This window comes from Aquisalinus luteolus (genome assembly GCF_009712425.2).
GTDB lineage: Bacteria > Pseudomonadota > Alphaproteobacteria > Caulobacterales > Parvularculaceae > Aquisalinus > Aquisalinus luteolus.
This window is the reverse complement of record NZ_VCJR02000001.1, coordinates 646,538-662,298: the sequence shown is the minus strand read 5'-3', so window position 1 is coordinate 662,298 and position 15,761 is coordinate 646,538. Positions and strand designations below refer to the sequence as shown.

17 protein-coding genes and 1 tRNA gene are annotated in these 15,761 nt (G+C 60.3%); 9 read left to right on the top strand and 9 right to left on the bottom strand.

Features of this window, described 5'->3' with window-relative positions:
* Positions 1 to 14 precede the first annotated feature (14 nt).
* Together FF098_RS02965 and FF098_RS02960 are read right to left on the bottom strand one after the other, a co-directional pair.
* On the bottom strand, positions 15 to 590 hold the full coding sequence (locus FF098_RS02965) for an acyloxyacyl hydrolase (protein WP_155137143.1): 576 nt from the start codon (positions 588 to 590) through the stop codon (positions 15 to 17).
* 78 nt (positions 591 to 668) lie between these two features.
* Entirely contained in the window at positions 669 to 1,829 is a 1,161-nt protein-coding gene (locus FF098_RS02960; RefSeq protein WP_155137140.1) for a phosphoserine transaminase, read from the bottom strand.
* A 418-nt stretch (positions 1,830 to 2,247) separates the two neighbouring features.
* Here FF098_RS02960 and FF098_RS02955 point away from each other — a divergent pair, with 418 nt between their 5' ends.
* Positions 2,248 to 4,260 (top strand): hybrid sensor histidine kinase/response regulator, encoded by a 2,013-nt coding sequence (locus tag FF098_RS02955; protein ID WP_155137137.1) that lies wholly within the window; start codon positions 2,248 to 2,250, stop codon positions 4,258 to 4,260.
* Here FF098_RS02955 and FF098_RS02950 read toward each other — a convergent pair.
* The gene (locus FF098_RS02950; protein ID WP_155137134.1) at positions 4,257 to 5,135 is read right to left on the bottom strand and encodes a hypothetical protein; all 879 of its coding nucleotides are present in this window, start codon (positions 5,133 to 5,135) and stop codon (positions 4,257 to 4,259) included. The genes FF098_RS02955 and FF098_RS02950 overlap by 4 nt on opposite strands.
* A 2-nt stretch (positions 5,136 to 5,137) precedes the next feature.
* Positions 5,138 to 5,674, bottom strand: coding sequence for a PadR family transcriptional regulator (locus tag FF098_RS02945; protein ID WP_166426291.1), 537 nt, complete (start codon positions 5,672 to 5,674; stop codon positions 5,138 to 5,140).
* A gap of 110 nt (positions 5,675 to 5,784) precedes the next feature.
* Between FF098_RS02945 and FF098_RS02940 the strand changes: the two genes are divergently transcribed.
* Complete coding sequence (locus tag FF098_RS02940; RefSeq protein WP_155137128.1) at positions 5,785 to 6,789, top strand: DMT family transporter; 1,005 nt, start codon at positions 5,785 to 5,787, stop codon at positions 6,787 to 6,789.
* Here the strand turns inward: FF098_RS02940 and FF098_RS02935 are convergent.
* Positions 6,762 to 7,577, bottom strand: a complete 816-nt coding sequence (locus tag FF098_RS02935; protein ID WP_155137125.1) for a PhzF family phenazine biosynthesis protein — start codon at positions 7,575 to 7,577, stop codon at positions 6,762 to 6,764. The two genes, FF098_RS02940 and FF098_RS02935, sit on opposite strands and share 28 nt — an antisense overlap.
* A 178-nt stretch (positions 7,578 to 7,755) precedes the next feature.
* On the opposite strand from FF098_RS02935, the gene FF098_RS02930 reads away from it, so the two are divergent.
* Together FF098_RS02930 and FF098_RS02925 are read left to right on the top strand one after the other, a co-directional pair.
* Positions 7,756 to 8,490, top strand: a complete 735-nt coding sequence (locus FF098_RS02930; RefSeq protein WP_155137123.1) for a TVP38/TMEM64 family protein — start codon at positions 7,756 to 7,758, stop codon at positions 8,488 to 8,490.
* Positions 8,491 to 8,671: 181 nt separating this feature from the next.
* On the top strand, positions 8,672 to 9,337 hold the full coding sequence (locus tag FF098_RS02925) for a hypothetical protein (protein ID WP_155137120.1): 666 nt from the start codon (positions 8,672 to 8,674) through the stop codon (positions 9,335 to 9,337).
* A 33-nt stretch (positions 9,338 to 9,370) separates the two neighbouring features.
* On the opposite strand, the gene FF098_RS02920 is transcribed toward FF098_RS02925, so the two are convergent.
* Positions 9,371 to 9,901 carry a hypothetical protein gene (locus FF098_RS02920; protein ID WP_155137116.1) on the bottom strand — a complete coding sequence of 177 codons (531 nt, stop codon included), beginning with the start codon at positions 9,899 to 9,901 and terminating at the stop codon, positions 9,371 to 9,373.
* Positions 9,902 to 10,020: 119 nt separating this feature from the next.
* A tRNA-Leu gene (locus FF098_RS02915) sits at positions 10,021 to 10,105 on the bottom strand.
* Between the two features lie 132 nt (positions 10,106 to 10,237).
* Between FF098_RS02915 and FF098_RS02910 the strand changes: the two genes are divergently transcribed.
* The 5 genes from FF098_RS02910 to FF098_RS02890 all read left to right on the top strand — a co-directional run bounded on the left by FF098_RS02910 (position 10,238) and on the right by FF098_RS02890 (position 14,663).
* A complete protein-coding gene (locus tag FF098_RS02910; protein WP_205967351.1) occupies positions 10,238 to 10,957 on the top strand; it encodes an exopolysaccharide biosynthesis protein in 720 nt (239 codons plus the stop codon).
* Positions 10,958 to 11,022: 65 nt separating this feature from the next.
* Complete coding sequence (locus FF098_RS02905) at positions 11,023 to 11,580, top strand: disulfide bond formation protein B (RefSeq protein ID WP_155137113.1); 558 nt, start codon at positions 11,023 to 11,025, stop codon at positions 11,578 to 11,580.
* A gap of 5 nt (positions 11,581 to 11,585) precedes the next feature.
* Positions 11,586 to 12,176: a demethoxyubiquinone hydroxylase family protein gene (locus FF098_RS02900; RefSeq protein ID WP_155137110.1), complete on the top strand. Its 591-nt coding sequence runs from the start codon at positions 11,586 to 11,588 to the stop codon at positions 12,174 to 12,176.
* Positions 12,177 to 12,314: 138 nt separating this feature from the next.
* Entirely contained in the window at positions 12,315 to 14,186 is a 1,872-nt protein-coding gene (locus tag FF098_RS02895; RefSeq protein WP_155137107.1) for a M2 family metallopeptidase, read from the top strand.
* Positions 14,187 to 14,300: 114 nt separating this feature from the next.
* On the top strand, positions 14,301 to 14,663 hold the full coding sequence (locus FF098_RS02890) for a hypothetical protein (protein WP_188544051.1): 363 nt from the start codon (positions 14,301 to 14,303) through the stop codon (positions 14,661 to 14,663).
* On the opposite strand, the gene FF098_RS02885 is transcribed toward FF098_RS02890, so the two are convergent.
* Both FF098_RS02885 and FF098_RS02880 read right to left on the bottom strand, forming a co-directional pair.
* Entirely contained in the window at positions 14,636 to 15,202 is a 567-nt protein-coding gene (locus FF098_RS02885; RefSeq protein ID WP_155137104.1) for an HNH endonuclease, read from the bottom strand. The genes FF098_RS02890 and FF098_RS02885 overlap by 28 nt on opposite strands.
* A 349-nt stretch (positions 15,203 to 15,551) precedes the next feature.
* Positions 15,552 to 15,755, bottom strand: coding sequence for a cold-shock protein (locus FF098_RS02880; RefSeq protein WP_155137101.1), 204 nt, complete (start codon positions 15,753 to 15,755; stop codon positions 15,552 to 15,554).
* Positions 15,756 to 15,761 lie beyond the last annotated feature (6 nt).

Genomic DNA, 15,761 nt, shown 5'->3' with positions numbered 1-15,761 from the left:
AAAGAGGCAAAAGCCTAGTTGAACTTGTAGCCGAACTTGACGCCGATATTCTCGACACCCTCGTTCTTGTCGGAATCGCCCAGTATCTGGCCGTGCGACAGGTGCTCGAAGAACAGTTGCACATCCCAGTCCTCGGTCACCGCCATCCCCAGACCGGAGACGAAGTGGAACTGGGTTTCCGACCCGAAGGTGATCTCCGTGTCGAGCACGCGCTGGCGCTCTTCCGGCTGGTTGGGCGGCGGCAGCTCCGTGCGCCCGTCCTGATAGACGATGCCCGTATCGATCTCCCAGAAGTATGCGGAGCCCCCGAAATTCTTCTTCCACAGGATGCCACCGCCGAAGAAGTTCGTTTCCTGGTCTGAGTTGATCGACGCGATCACATAGGGTTGCGGGCTGGCGAGGATGCGCAGAAAGTCCGGCGAGTTCCAGACATATTGCGGCTGGAAGTTGACCCCGCTCTCGCGCCGGTCGTCCATGTTGATCTCGAAGTCGTGCATGGCGATACCGAGCCGCAGCTCGCCGGCCGAGGCAGTGCCGCACAACGCGATTGCCGCTGCTGCGCCAGCCAATGAAAGTATCAGCTTCTTCATGGGTGTCCCCTCCGGTCAGTCCCTCATGCTTCTTGTTAACGATTTTCGGGCGGGGCGGCAACGCGATTCGCGTTGCCACTAGGCCACCTCTGCGAGAGCCTGAGAAAAAGCCCAGTCGAGCCAGGGGGTTAGCGCTTCGACGTCGCCTGCGTCGACAGTCGCGCCACACCAGATGCGAAGGCCTGCCGGGGCGTCGCGATAGCCATTGATGTCATAGGCAGCGCCCTCGGCATCCAGCAGCTGGTCCATCTTCTTGGTGAAGGCCCGCTGGGCATCGTCATCAAGCGCGGTGACGGCCGGATCGACGATCTTCAGCGTGACGGAGGTGTTGGAGCGGGTGGCCTCGTCTTCGCAAAGGAAATCGACCCAGTCGGTCTTCGCGACCCATTTCGTCAGTGCAGCAAGGTTATCGTCGGCACGTTGCTTGAGCGCAGACAATCCACCCAAGCTCTCGGCCCAGTCGAGCGCGTCGATATAGTCTTCAACGCAGAGCATGGAGGGCGTGTTGATCGTCTCGCCGACAAAGATGCCCTCGATCAGCTTGCCGCCCTTGGTCAGGCGGAAGATCTTCGGCATCGGCCAAGCGGGGGTATGGCTTTCCAGCCGCTCGACGGCGCGAGGGCTGAGGATAAGCATGCCATGGGCCGCCTCGCCGCCCATCACCTTCTGCCAGGAGTAAGTGACGACATCGAGCTTGTCCCAGGAGAGGTCCTGCGCGAACACGGCGGAGGTCGCGTCGCAGATGGTCAGACCTTCGCGCGCGGCGCTGATCCAGTCGCCATTCGGCACGCGAACGCCGGAGGTGGTGCCGTTCCAGGTGAAGACGATGTCATGGGTCTGGTCGACCTTGGACAGGTCCGGGATATCGCCGTAATCGGCGGTCATCACGGTCGGCTCGATCTTGAGCTGCTTGACCGCGTCGGTGACCCAGCCCTGGCCAAAGCTTTCCCAGGCGAGAACGGTGACGGGTTTCGGCCCGAGCAGCGACCACATGGCCATCTCGACCGCGCCGGTGTCGGACGCCGGCACGATGCCGATGCGATAATCGTCCGGCACGCCGAGCAGCGCGCGCGTCTTGTCGATCGCCGCCTTCAGCCGGGCCTTGCCGGGCTTGGAGCGGTGCGAGCGGCCGAGCAGCGCGCCTTGCAAATTGTCGAGGGAATAGCCCGGACGCTTTGCGCAGGGACCGGAAGAGAAATAAGGGCGCGACGGTTTGGTCGCGGGTAGTTGGTCTGTCATGTTGTACTCCTATCCTTACAGACAGGACGCGCCGCGTTGGGACGGCGTGGCCCGCGCGGAACATGACAGGTGTCACGACAGAGTCAAATGAAGTTTCTGCCTATCAGCAGATTATTTCCTGACCGAATGTTTCAAGCGAGCCCCGGCTCCCAAATGCAGTGATACACGCATTCCGGGTTTGAAATTCTTTAAAGTTTTTGGATCAAGGTCAGCGCAGTTTTCGGGAATTATTTGCGTGCCTTTCAATAACAAAAACAGTCACATCTCTTCCGGAGGAGTCCTGAACGGTCACTCGGAGAAATATGACCCCCTGTCAGGCCGGTCCGACCTATCCTGTAAGGGGACCCAGAAGGCCTTCTTTGTGCTTTCATGCCTGTTTGCGCTGACCATCGCGGGATATGGCATAGCAGCCCTGATAATGTTCCCGACCGTTCGAGCCGGGGTTTACGTTGCATTTGCGATCAGTGCGATCTTTGGCGTCCTTGCGGTGACCTCGCGAGGGGCCGAAACAATCAAGCCGCACGCGCTTATCTTCATCATCGCTGCAATCATCGGTGCCAGTTTCGGCGCCTATATCAATGGCGGCATCGATGGCTATATCGCGCCCTTGTTGATCATTGCGCCTATAGCCGCAGGATATTTCGTCGGCCTGCGGGCAACAATCGTCTGTGGCCTGGTTTCAATCCTTCTCGCCGTTGGGCTGATCCTGCTCGACCTGAATGGGCTGGTAGTCGAGTCTCCTTACAATGACCGTATGCTGACAATCGCATCGGGCATTATCGTGATCAGTACGATCATACTCGGCATGGCCTGTATCGTGTCCTTTGCCGTTCATGTTCGGGAAGATGCGGCCGCCTTGCGCGAAGGCAGTGCCAAGTTGACAGCCTTTGCGCGCAGTGCGCCGATCGCCATCGCCATGTTCGACCGCGACTTGCGCTATCTCGAAGTCAGTGAGCGCTGGCTGAGTGAATACGGGCTGCAGCGGGAGAAGATCATCGGCCGCGGCCACTACGAAATATTCCCCGAGATCCCGCAGAGCTGGAAAGATGTACACGCACGTTGCCTCGCCGGCGCTACAGAACGCTCCGATGCCGACCGGTTCGAGCGGGCTGACGGCACGATCCACTGGATGATGTGGGAGGTAAAGCCCTGGCATGACCTCGACGGCAATGTCGCCGGCCTCGTCATGATCACGCGGGATATATCCGCGCGGATGGAAGAGCAGGCAGAGCTGGAAGCCGCCCGCGAAAGCGCCAGCAGGGTTTCCGCCATGAAGTCCGCCTTCCTCGCCAACCTGTCCCATGAGATCCGTACACCGCTCAACGGCATGATGGGCCTTGCCCAGTCGATGATGGACGATGACCTGACCGATGAGCAGAAACAGAAAGCCAGTACCATACATGATACCGGATCGATGATGCTGACCCTGCTAAACGACGTGCTGGACATGTCCAAGCTCGAAGCGGAGAAGATGGAGCTGAACCCCACCAGCAACGATCTCAAATCCGTTATCGGAAAGACACTTGATCTCTTCCGTCCGTCAGCATCGGAAAAGGGACTTGCCCTGAAAGCCTTCTATGACGAAGGACTTCCGGCGGCATTGCTGTTCGACAGCACCCGGGTGGGCCAGTGCCTGAACAATCTGTTGTCCAATGCGGTGAAGTTCACCGAGGCCGGAAGCATCGAGATCAAGGCAGGGTATGAACAGAATGAAGACGGCAGCGGCGGGATGATCGTCATCGATGTCAGCGACACCGGTATTGGCGTCGATCCGCAAAACCGGAACTCGCTGTTTACAGACTATACCCAGGCCGATTCCAGCATTGCCGCGACCTATGGCGGGACAGGGCTTGGCCTGTCACTCAGCCGTCGCCTGGCGCGCCTGATGGATGGCGATCTGAGCCTTCTCAAAACCACCCGCGAGGGGTCAACCTTCCGGCTGACATTCATTGCCCATATTGGCGATAGCCCGGCAGCATCAAGCGAAGTGGCGATCGATACTGCTTCATTGTCCTGCCTGAAAGGGTCCCGCGTCCTGATTGCCGATGATGTGCAGACGAACAGGATGGTGGCTGGTCTTTTCCTTGAACCACACGGCGCCACGATCCTGCATGCCGCCAACGGACAGGAAGTACTGGACATTCTGGAGACCGAGGAAGTGGACCTCGTGCTGCTGGACCTGCAGATGCCGGTTCTCGATGGCACCGAGACGATAAACCGTATCAGGGCCAACACACGCCGCTGGGCAAGCCTGCCTGTCATCGCCCTGACCGGCGAAGCGGACGTGCAGGATCGTCCGACCTATCTGCGCATGGGACTGACCGATGTCATCGTCAAACCGATAGAGAAAAACCGGTTCCTGATGACGGTCAGCGAACACCTTCAGCAGGTCAACAGGATCCGGAACCTTCCCCGCCTCGGCTCGCGCTAACCATTCTCACGCCGGGATTTCTGACGCAGCAGAAAATGTGCAAGTGCTGCCATCAGTACGGCAGTAATGGCAAGCTCGATGAAATGCAGCACACGTACCACGTCCGGCATGAAACCGTTTGGCACGACCAGCGGCATGGCGTGATAGGAGAAGTATAAAGCGAAGATGGTCAGGCTGAGCTGTAGCCGCAGACCGCGGCCATGGCGATAGACCAGCATGGCCACGGCAGCCCAGAACAAGCCGCGGACCAGCTGGACTGCGATGACCCAGCCGCTGGTCGCAGCGACATCGGCGATGTGGGTGAAGAACGGCAACAGCTCCCCACCATCGTAGTAAGCGCGGGCATCGTCATTCACCCAGACGACGACATAACCGACGGTGTAATAGACGGCGATGTGGATGACCGCGACGAGCAGGACCGGCAGGAGCATGCCCTTGAGCGAGGCCAGCTGCGACTCTCCCTCCCCCATGCGCGGGAAAAGAAGGCATGCCCAGAGCGCACCGGAAAGGCCGCTGAGCGCGGTGACGGCAACGATGCGCCAGCCGAGCTCGGACCGGAACCAGTCGAAATAAACAAAGGAATCGATCTGTGTCAGAACCGTTCCGACCATGATGGCTATGGCGGCAGCAAGGCTGAACGCCTGCCAGCGACCGAGGCTCAGGTGCCGAAAGAGTAGCATCAGCGCGATACCCTGTGAGACGGTCATGAGCAGCATGCCGCCAAGCGGGCCGCCGGGATCAACCGCCGCGCCCGTCGTCGGCAGGTCGCCAGCGACCTCGGCCATCAGAATCCCACCAAGCACCATGACGGCGATTGACTGCAGCAGCACAAAGCCGAGCAGGCGCAGGCCGGAAAACAGGACAGTCCGTAGCATGATCATTTTCCTTTTGAAAGTTCCCGTCTGGCGAGAGCGCACCAGTCCGCCGCCGCGCGGTATTGCAGAAGCCCGGCCTCGACGGCGAGGATATCGTGGGTGCCCAGATTTGACCGGATCCGGTCACGGCTCGCCGCCAGCGAACTGATGGCGCTGTCGATGGCTTTTTCCAGCCGGTCGATAAAGGACAGTTGCTGGCGCTTCGTCAGCATGTCTCCGGTGAAGGTGAATTTCAGCATCTGTCCTGGCAGGTCCACACCGGCACCCTCGACTGGAGCCTCAAGAAGCCACGCCTTCAGCATAGCCTTGCCTTCTGCGGTCACAGCAAGCGTGTCGCCGCGCCCGCTGGCACCATTGCCGGAAACGGTAAGGAGACCAGCGTGCCGCAGCTTCTTCAGCGCAGGATAGATCGCACCAGGGCTCGATGAATAACCACCAAGGGGCGTCGTCTGAAACACCTGCATTACCTCATAGCCCGTCAACGGCGCACGGTTGAGCAGTCCTAACAGGGCGTAGTTCAACGGAGTGAGCGTCTTCATATTACGCATCGTATTACATATTACGATTCGTAACAAGCGCTTTGGCAATCTTCGCTTGTCCACACGTCTGGCATATTGCCAAAAAGCGTAGAAGAGCCTACGGGCGAACCATGACCGATAGCCTCGAAAAAACAGAGCAACCAGCAACAGCAACAGCCCGTCCGGCGGAGCCGTCGCTGCGGGACTGGCTGCTGCTCGGGCTGTTGACGCTGATCGGCGGGGCGTCCTTTGCCGGGATCAAGCTGGCGGTTGCCACCGCCCTGCCCGGCACCGTCTCCGCCGGGCGGTTGTGGGCGGCGGCGGCCTTCCTGCTAATCTATGCCTATGCCACCGGACGGCACCTGCCCGCCTTTTTGCGGCGGGAAGAAGGAAAAGGCTGGACCGTCTCGACGGAGTGGCGGTTCATGATGGCGGGTGGCGTGATCGGCTATGCCATCCCCTTCACCCTGTTCCCCTTTGCCCAGCAGACGGTCTCGTCCATGCTCGCCGGCATCTACATGGCGTTCATGCCGCTGGTCACGATCATCCTTGCCCGGATCTTCGCCGATGAGGAACTGACCGTGCGCAAGGTGACAGGTTTCATGCTGGGAACCACTGGCGTCATCTTCCTGATCGGGCCTGCGGCCATCGCCAATATTCTCTCCGCTGACGTGATCGCACAGGGCGCGATGATCCTCGCCGTCATCTGCTATGCGATCTATGCCGTTCTGACGCGGCGGGCGCCGGAGATGCAGGCGCGCAGCTTCGCCGCCGGGGTCATGCTGTCCTCTGCCGTTGCGGCATCGCCCTTCGCTCTTGTCTCGGGACAGGACTGGGGCGCTGTCAGCGCCGTATCATGGCTGTCCATCCTGTTCCTCGGCCTGTTCCCGTCTGCGATCGCGGCGATCCTGATCATCACGCTGATCCGCAAGGCGGGCGCAGGCTTCATGGCATTGACCAATTATGCAACGCCGGTCGTCGCCATCATTATCGGGATGAGCGCCTTCGGCGAGCCGCTGAAGCCGACCTTCATCGCGGGGCTGGTGGCGATCCTCATCGGCCTCGCCATCTCACGGACGAAACAGATTTCCTTTGGCGCACGGGGCCTTCAAAGGCTGATCCGCCCGCGCAGGTAGGTCACGGCATCGCCTGAGAGAATGACACGGTCATCCGCGACCCGGCAGTTGACGATGCCGCCGCGCGGCGACGCCTGGAAGGCCCTCAGTTCATCGCGCCCAAGCTTGCCTGCCCAGTAAGGCGCGCTGAGGCAATGGGCCGAACCGGTTACCGGGTCCTCATTGATGCCAACGCCGGGCGCGAAGAAGCGCGAGACAAAATCGAAGCCCTGATCGCCGGGTGCGGTGACGCAGACGCAGTTCTCCGCCGCGCCGTGGCCGCGTGCCGTGCGCACCTTGTCGAGCAGCAGCATGTTGGGTTTCAGGCCCCGCACCGTCTCTGCGTCTTCATAGACAACGAGGATGTATTGCCCGGCGAGGATTTCTGCCGGGTCATCGCCCAGCGCCTCGATCAGGAAACTGGGGACATTCTTCAGCGGCCTCGCCTGATCGCCCGGGAAGTCCATGGCGTATCCATTGCCCTGGCGACTGACAATCAAGGGCCCGCTCATCGTGTCAAAGGTGATCGTCTCTGCCGCCTCGCCCAGCTCCGTATAAAGAATATGGGCCGTCGCCAGTGTCGCATGGCCGCATAGCGGCACTTCGGCACCGGGCGTGAACCAGCGCAGATCGTACTGACCATTGCCCTTGGCGATCATGTACGCCGTCTCGGCGAGATTGTTTTCCATGGCGATGGCCTGCAGCGTCTCGTCCGGCAGCCATTCGCTCAGCGGCATCACTCCCGCCGGATTGCCGGCAAAGACTTTGTCCGTGAACGCATCAACCTGATAGAGATCATACTCGGCCATTTTGGTACTCCCATCGTTTCGCGGGCCTTTTACACCCTGATCGCGGGTTTGTGTAGGCCAATCAGGCTTTCCCGCCATGATCACGCTGCGTTTCACGCGAATGCGATTGTCGCGGCCCATCTCACACATGATAGAGCGAGGTAGACATTAGGACTCGCAGTGCAGGAAGACCGCCCTTATGACTGACATGGACATGACATCGACGCGAGACAATGACGCTGGCCAGAGCGGTTCGGCGAAATGGCTTAAAGTCGCTGGCGGCCTCCTGGTCGTGGCTGCACTCGTTGCTGCGTGGGCACTGCTGCCGCTGGGCGAGTGGCTGGAAGCGCTGCGCGCCTGGGTCGATGGCCTCGGCATCTGGGGCTATGTCGCCTTTGCGCTGATCTATGCGATTGCGACGATCCTGCTCGCACCCGGCTCCCCCCTGACGATAGCCGCCGGCATCGCCTTCGGGCTGAGCGGGTTCTTCCCGGTGATGGTCGGCGCGACGCTGGGCGCGTGCGGTGGCTTCCTCGTCTCACGCTATATCGCCCGCGGCTGGGTGGAAAAGCGCACTGCCAACAGCAGGCTGTTTGCTGCAATCGACCGGGCGATCAAGGCAGAAGGCTGGAAGATCGTCGGCCTGATGCGCCTGTCGCCGCTCGTTCCATTCAACCTGCAGAACTACTTCTTCGGCGTGACGCAGGTAAAGTTTACTTCCTACGCCCTCGCTACTTTCTTCGGGATCATGCCCGGCGTGCTGCTTTACGTGTGGATCGCGTCAGTCGGTGCTGCGGCGGGCAGCGGCGAGGAAACCGGCCCGGCGAAATGGGGGCTTCTGGGTGTTGGCCTCGTCGCCACGCTGGCGGTGACGATTATCGTCTCGCGCAAGGCCCAGAAAGAGCTGACCCGCACCGGGCTCGATACGGACTAGAGCGTAACCGGATTACCGCGAATATATCATCAACCGGATTTCAAAGTCTTCGGAAGAGGCGTAATTTCACGGCTAATGCACGGTCCCGAGTGGACGGGGCCTTTCTGAAGGGACATATATGCGCATCCGGTTGGCCTCAATGGTTTTGCTAACAGTTTATGCCGCGCTGGGATCGGCTGCGATGGCCCAGACGACCGGCGGCGTCTTCGGGCCGGTGGTCAATGAGGGGCACAAATCGGCGCAGTACCGGTTCGGTCTGGCGCCAGATGCAAACGGCAGCGACGATGCCATCGCCCACCGCCTTCACTATCAGCAATCTATCGACGGCTCCAAGATGTGGCGTATCGTGGCGCAGGCCAATGACCGGCCCGGCAGCGGTCTCGATTTCGATTACCTGCAGGGCCAGCTTTTCTGGCAGGTGACGCCCGATGAACGCAGATGGCAGAGCGGCTTCCGCTTCGATGCCCGCTGGCGCGACGATGACCGGCCGGGGCAGATCGGCGCGAACTGGGCCAACCAGGTCAAGCTGTCCGACCGCTGGTCGACGCGGTTTCTGGTCATGAGCGCCATCGATATCGGCGACAATGCCAGCGACGGGATCTACCTGCAGACCCGCGCCAATCTCGCCCGGAAGCTCAAGGGCGGCGCACAGGCCGGCGTGGAGATGTTCAACAATTATGGGAACACGGAGGATCTGGGCGGCTTCGATGACCAGAGCCACCAGATAGGCCCGTTTGCGTCGCTACCTGTGACCGAAAACTGGTCCGTGGTCGGCAGCGTGCTGGTCGGCATGTCCAATGCTGCGAGCGATACGGATTTGCGGCTGTGGGTGGGCCGGGAGTTTTAGGCACAACCTGAATGCCTACAAGGTAGAGACGTCCTATGGTTGACGGTAAACATACCTGTACAGAGTAGATGAATATTCATCACCGAAGGTGACCTGAACGATTTCATCGAATGTCCATGTTATTGGCTCCGCCAATATGTTCCCGCCAGCGTCGACACCGGACATGACCAATCCACCACTGCTCACCGATGAAATCCTGCCGACTTCCGCCGCATCACCATCGTACAGGAAAACATAGAGTGGCTGGAGGGATAGAGACCTGAACAGGGCTTCGTCGTTTTCAAAGACGGGCCAGTCGGGCACATCATCCGGCTTACCGCAATTCCAGTCCACGATACGGGACTGTTCATCAAGCAATTTACTGCCATCACAGCTGACGACAGAAGGAATGCGGAATATCGACAAGCCATCATGATGCCATTCGGAGACCATGCCCAGAACGATGAAGTTCGGGTCAACATGCTGGACGTACCCGGTATAGCTGGCGTCGCCATCGCTCTCCCTGATCGTCACGGAGACAAGCGTACCGGACTTTTCAAACTGTTTGAGACGTATCCAGTTCATGGTGAGGAAGGGTCCTGATCCAATGGCCCAAAATCAGCGAAGGCGCCCCTGCCGGGGCATTCAAACCTTCAAACGATTCACTGGATCGTTTGATCGGCCTGCGGCCGACCGGTTTTGAATGGTGCCCCTGGCCCGACTCGAACGGGCACTTCCGAAGAAACGAGATTTTGAGTCACGCGCGTCTACCAATTCCGCCACAGGGGCCAGCCAATAGCGAACCCGTTTTCTGGCGGGTTCAGGAGCAAACGTCAAGCAGCCGCTTTGCAGTGGAAACGGATTGCTTTATGAACAGCGCTCCACCAGCCACGAGGACAGGCCGTAAGGCCACACCCTGCCATGACCGACCATCAAGCCACCACCAGCCATGTCGGCGCTACCCAGCGCCTGAAGGCGATCCTCGACTTGCTGGCCAGCGAGGCAATGGCAGCAGCCCCTGCCCGTCCGTCGATCGATGAAGTGACAGTCGGCGAAGAGATCCAGGGAGGCGACAGCGACAAGCCCAAGGGCCCGAAGGCGACATTGGGCCAGCTGATCGATGCGCTGGACGAGCGCGCCTATGGCCTGATGCTTCTCCTGCTGGCGATCCCCTGCTGCCTGCCCTTCGTCTATATCCTGCCGCAGATCGTCGCCCTGCCTATGCTGGCCCTGTCGGCCCAGCTGGCGCTGGGACGTGAGGCGCCATGGCTGCCGCGCAGGCTCGCCGACAGGCAATTCGAGATCGTCAGTATGCGGGGCACGGTGGAGCGTGCCGAGCGCTATCTCGGCTGGATCGAGCGCCTCTCTCATTCGCGTTTCCGGGCGATCTCCGATGGTATCGGCGGGCGGATCGTAGGGGCGCTTTTGCTGATTCCCTGTGCCTCGATCCTCGTGCCCCTGCCGCTGACCAATACGACGCCCGGCATCGGCGTTGCCGTGACGGCGCTCGGCCTGATCGAGCGCGATGGGCTGCTGATCATTCTCGGGCTCGCCATCGGGATCATCTGGGTTTTCCTGCTGGTCTTCCTTGGCGCCGAGGCGATCAGCTTTGCAAAGGACTGGCTGCTCGGCTTGTTCTAGAAAGCACGGTCTGCCTGTGACGAAAGGTTCCTAGGCATCCCCGGAAATTCGGCTAGACTGCCACCATGGATGAGCGTTTGAACAAATTGCTGACGCCTTATGGCGCCGCTGGCGTCGCCGCGACAGGCAGCCTGTTGCTGCTGGCCGGCGCCCATGCGTTCGAACGCTTCGGCAAGCTCGCCCCCTGCATGCTCTGCCTCGACCAGCGCGAGGCGCATTGGACGGCGCTGGCCGCCGCGCTGATCACGCTCGCGATCTGGCGCTTTTTCAAGGCCAGCCGCGCGGTCGCCGCCAGCCTCGGCGTCACCTCTCTCATCTACCTCTTCAGCGCCGTGCTCGCCGCCTATCACGCAGGGGTGGAATGGAAATTCTGGCCGGGGCCTGCGACCTGTTCCGGCGGGGCGATGATCAATTCGCCTGAGGAATTGTTTGCCCAGCTGGAAAGCGGCGCGCCGATGGTGTCCTGCTCCGATGCGGCATGGCGGTTCCTCGGCATTTCCATGGCGGGGTATAACGCCCTCTTCTCCCTCGCGCTCGCCGGGCTGACAGCATGGGCAACGGTGCGCATGGTCCGCGCCCTGCGCGATGACCGGTTTGCGCTGACGCCATCAGCGACTAGATAAGTATCATGAGTGACGAACAGATCATTGACGAAACACCGCCCGCGAACAGCCCGCACCTGAACCGCCCGGGGCCACGTGCCGCGCGCATTCGCGAGATGCTGCGCGTCGACCATGCCGGTGAATATGGCGCGGTGCAGATCTATAGAGGCCAGCGCGCCGTGTTCGACAAGCTGCCGCACAAGGCGCGGATCGCCGGGCTGCTGAAGGAAATGGAAGAAGGCGAATACGAGCACCTGCACGCCTTCGATGACCTGCTCATGGAGCACAAATCACGCCCGACAGTTTTTGCGCCGATCTGGAATGTCGCCGGGTTTGCGCTGGGCGCAGGCACCGCGCTGATGGGCGAGAAGGCCGCCATGGCCTGCACCAGCGCCGTGGAAGAAGTGATCGAGCAGCACTACAAGGCGCAGGCCGAAGAGGTTGGTGACACCGACCCGGAGATGCGCGACCGCTTCCTGAAATTCCGCGCCGATGAGATCGGCCACAAGGATACCGCCCTTTCCGAAGGCGCGGAGGAGACGCCGGGCTATGGCCTGCTGAAAGGCGTCATCCAGGCCGGGTGCCATCTGGCGATCCGGGTTTCCGAAAAGCTCTGATCGTCTGAATCTTCCCTGCTTTTTGCTATGTTGTAGCGTTAACCGGTTTTGCCTGTCCTGACCGATCGTGCTAGCGTTGCGCCAGATTCTGCGGTCCGGCATTCCGCCACCGTCGAGACGACATTCAGAGGACATTCCATGCTTACAGGAAACAAGATACTCTATAAGGCCTTGGCCGGTGCCTCGGTATTGGCGCTGATCGCCTGTTCCGAACCCGCGGTCGAGGACGATACGACCGTTGATACCGATATGGCTGAAACGGCTGGTGATACTTCTGGCGAGCCGACCGTCGAGGAGGCCGAAGCTTTCGTCGCCGACGCCGAGCGACAGCTCGCCGAGATATCGGAACGCGCCTCGCAGATCGCCTGGACCTATTCGACCGACATCACGCCGGAGCATGAACAGGCCTATGCTGACATTGACGCTGAATCGACCAAGCTGTCGGTTGATCTCGCCAATGGCACCAAGCGGTTCCAGGACCTCGACCTGCCGGCGGTCCTGCAGCGCAAGATGAATATCCTGCGCGGCGGCATCACCATCCCCGCCCCGTCGCGCGATGGCGCAGCGCAGGAGCTGGCGCAGCTGAACACCGCCCTCTCCTCTGCCTATTCGACCGGCAAGATCCAGTTCGAGGGCGAGGAAGTCAGCCAAGCCGAGACCGAAGTGCTGATGCGCAATGTGAAGGACCCGGCCAAGCTGGAAGAGATCTGGACCAAGTGGCGCGAGCAGGCGAAGCCCTCGCGCGATGAATATGCGCAGATGGTCGAACTGGCCAATGCCGGTGCGCGCGAGCTCGGCTTTGACGATGTCGGCCAGATGTGGCGCTCGGGCTATGACATGGACGCCGATGCGTTCGCCGCCGAAGTCGACCGCCTGTGGGGCCAGGTCCGCCCGCTCTACGAGAACCTGCAATGCCATGTGAAATACAAGCTGAACGAGGAATATGGCGACGAGGTCGTGCCGCTCGACCAGCCGATCCGGGCCGACCTGCTCGGCAATATGTGGGCCCAGCAATGGGGTTCCACCTATGATCGCGTCAAGCCGGAGACGCCGGAGAACATGACGTCGATCGATCTTGACGCCCTGCTGGTCGACGCCGATTACACGCCTGTCTCCATGACCGAGACGGCAGAGGAATTCTTCACCTCGCTCGGCTTCGCGCCGCTGCCCGACACGTTCTGGGACCGTTCGCAATTCGTCCAGCCCGAAGGCAAGGAAGTGGTCTGCCACGCCTCCGCTTGGGACCTCGACAACAAAGAAGATTTGCGCATCAAGATGTGCATGACCGTGGGCGCGGAAGATTTCCGTACGGTCCATCACGAGCTGGGACACAATTTCTACCAGCGCGCCTATATGGACCAGCCGCACCTGTTCAAGAACGGCGCCAATGACGGCTTCCACGAAGCGATCGGCGACATGATCGCCCTGTCGATCACGCCGGAATACATGCAGCAGATCGGCCTGCTCGACGACGTTCCGGGCACGGAGGGTGACCTGGAGCTGCTGATGCAGCAGGCACTGGAAAAAGTCGCGTTCCTGCCCTTCGGCCTGCTGGTCGACAAATGGCGCTGGGAAGTGTTCTCCGGCGAGCTGACACCGGAAACCTATAACCAGGGCTGGTGGGACCTGCGCCAGGAGTATCAGGGCATCCGTCCGCCGAACGAGCGCCCGGCCGATGCGTTCGACCCCGGCTCGAAATATCACGTGCCGAACAACGTGCCCTATATGCGCTATTTCCTGGCGCACATCCTGCAGTTCCAGTTCTACAAGGCCGCCTGCGACCAGGTCGGCTGGGAAGGCCCGCTGCACCGCTGTTCGTTCTATGGCTCTGAAGAAGTAGGCGAGCGCTTCAACGCGATGATGGAAATGGGCCAGTCACAACCGTGGCCGGACACGCTGGAAATGTTCACCGGCACGCGCGAGATGGATGGCTCCGCCGTCATCGCCTATTTCGCGCCGCTGAACGAATGGCTGGAAGAGCAGAACGCCGATCGCAATTGCGGCTGGTAATCCTGCTTTAAACCGGATGAAAAGACAAAGCCCCGCCAGACGGCGGGGCTTTTTTCATGAACCGCTTTTTTTATCTGGTGTTCGTTGGCAGTCTGCAATTACGGGATCACCGCCATGGAAAGCCTGCTTGAATGGAGCGCGACACTTACCGGCATTTTTGCCGCTGTCACCGTGTCGTTGAATCTCGGTGCACGGATTACCGGCCTCGGCTTTATCGTGTTCACCGTGTCATCGATCTGTTGGGTCGCCGTCGCCCTCCTGTCGAGCGAAACGCCGCTGGCAATCCAGAACGGCGTGCTGTTCGTCATCAACTGTGTCGGGATCTATCGCTACCTGATCTTCAAGCCCGCCGGGGAAGACGAAAGCGATAACGGGCGTGAGGTCCAGCACGGACATGTCGCGACCATGGCTGCCGTTGATGGGGCGGCAACTGGCGAAGCGGACGCGGCCTATGGCTCCAGCTCGACATCCCAGTAGAGATAGTCCTGCCAGCTTTCGTGCAGGTAGTTTGGCGGGAAGGCACGGCCCTTTTCGTTCAGCTCATACATGCTCGGCTGCCGGGGCGCATGATAGGGGTGCATTTTCGCCATGGCCGGCATGCGTCCCCCCTTCCTGAGATTGCAGGGCGAACAGGCCGCGACGATGTTGCCCCAGGTCGTCTTGCCGCCGCGCGAGCGCGGGATGACATGATCGAAGGTCAGCAGGTCACGATTGGTATCGCCGCAATACTGGCAGGAGAATGAGTCACGCAGGAACACGTTGAACCTGGTAAAGGCCGGCGAGCGAGCGTGGTTGACATATTGCCTGAGCGCGATGACCGAGGGCAGCTTCATCTCGAAATTGGGCGAGCGCACCGTCGTCTCGTATTCGGCAACGACATCGACCCGATCGAGGAAAACCGCTTTCAGGGAATCCTGCCATGACCATAGCGACAGCGGGAAATAGCTCAGGGGTCTGAAATCAGCGTTCAGGACCAGAGCGGGACAGCCATCGGGTGCATGCCGGATCACCTGCATCTCAGCGTCTCCCCACCCTTTGAATTTCCGGGAAGGGTCGACCGCTCAGTCCCCGGCTGGATCCCTCGCAAGGGGGCCGGACAGATTGGCGGCGACGCAAACTGGTGTCAGTTGAATAGCTGAACCCGAGCACTCCTCTGATATAGAGGTGTAAATCTACCCCTCTAACCCTGTGACATCAACCTAGCTGATTCTATGCGACAGAATTCTGACAAGGTGAGTAAAAAGATGGGCTTATGCAATTTTGCCACAGCCGCGCGAGGTGCGCCGGTTTTCAGTGAGCAGGCAAAACAAAAGCGCGGAAGAAACCTCCCGCGCTTTGCTGCGTTTCGTCTATGAGACGGTCGGCTTAGTCGGCAATCAGATTACCAGCAGCTTGACGGCCACGGTTTTCAACCAGGTCGTAGGACAGCTTTTGGCCCTCTTTCAGGGTCTGCATGCCGGCTTGCTGAACAGCAGAGATGTGGACGAATACGTCCTTGCCACCATCAGACGGTTCGATGAAGCCGAAGCCTTTTTCGGTGTTAAACCATTTTACGGTTCCAGATGCCATTTGAAG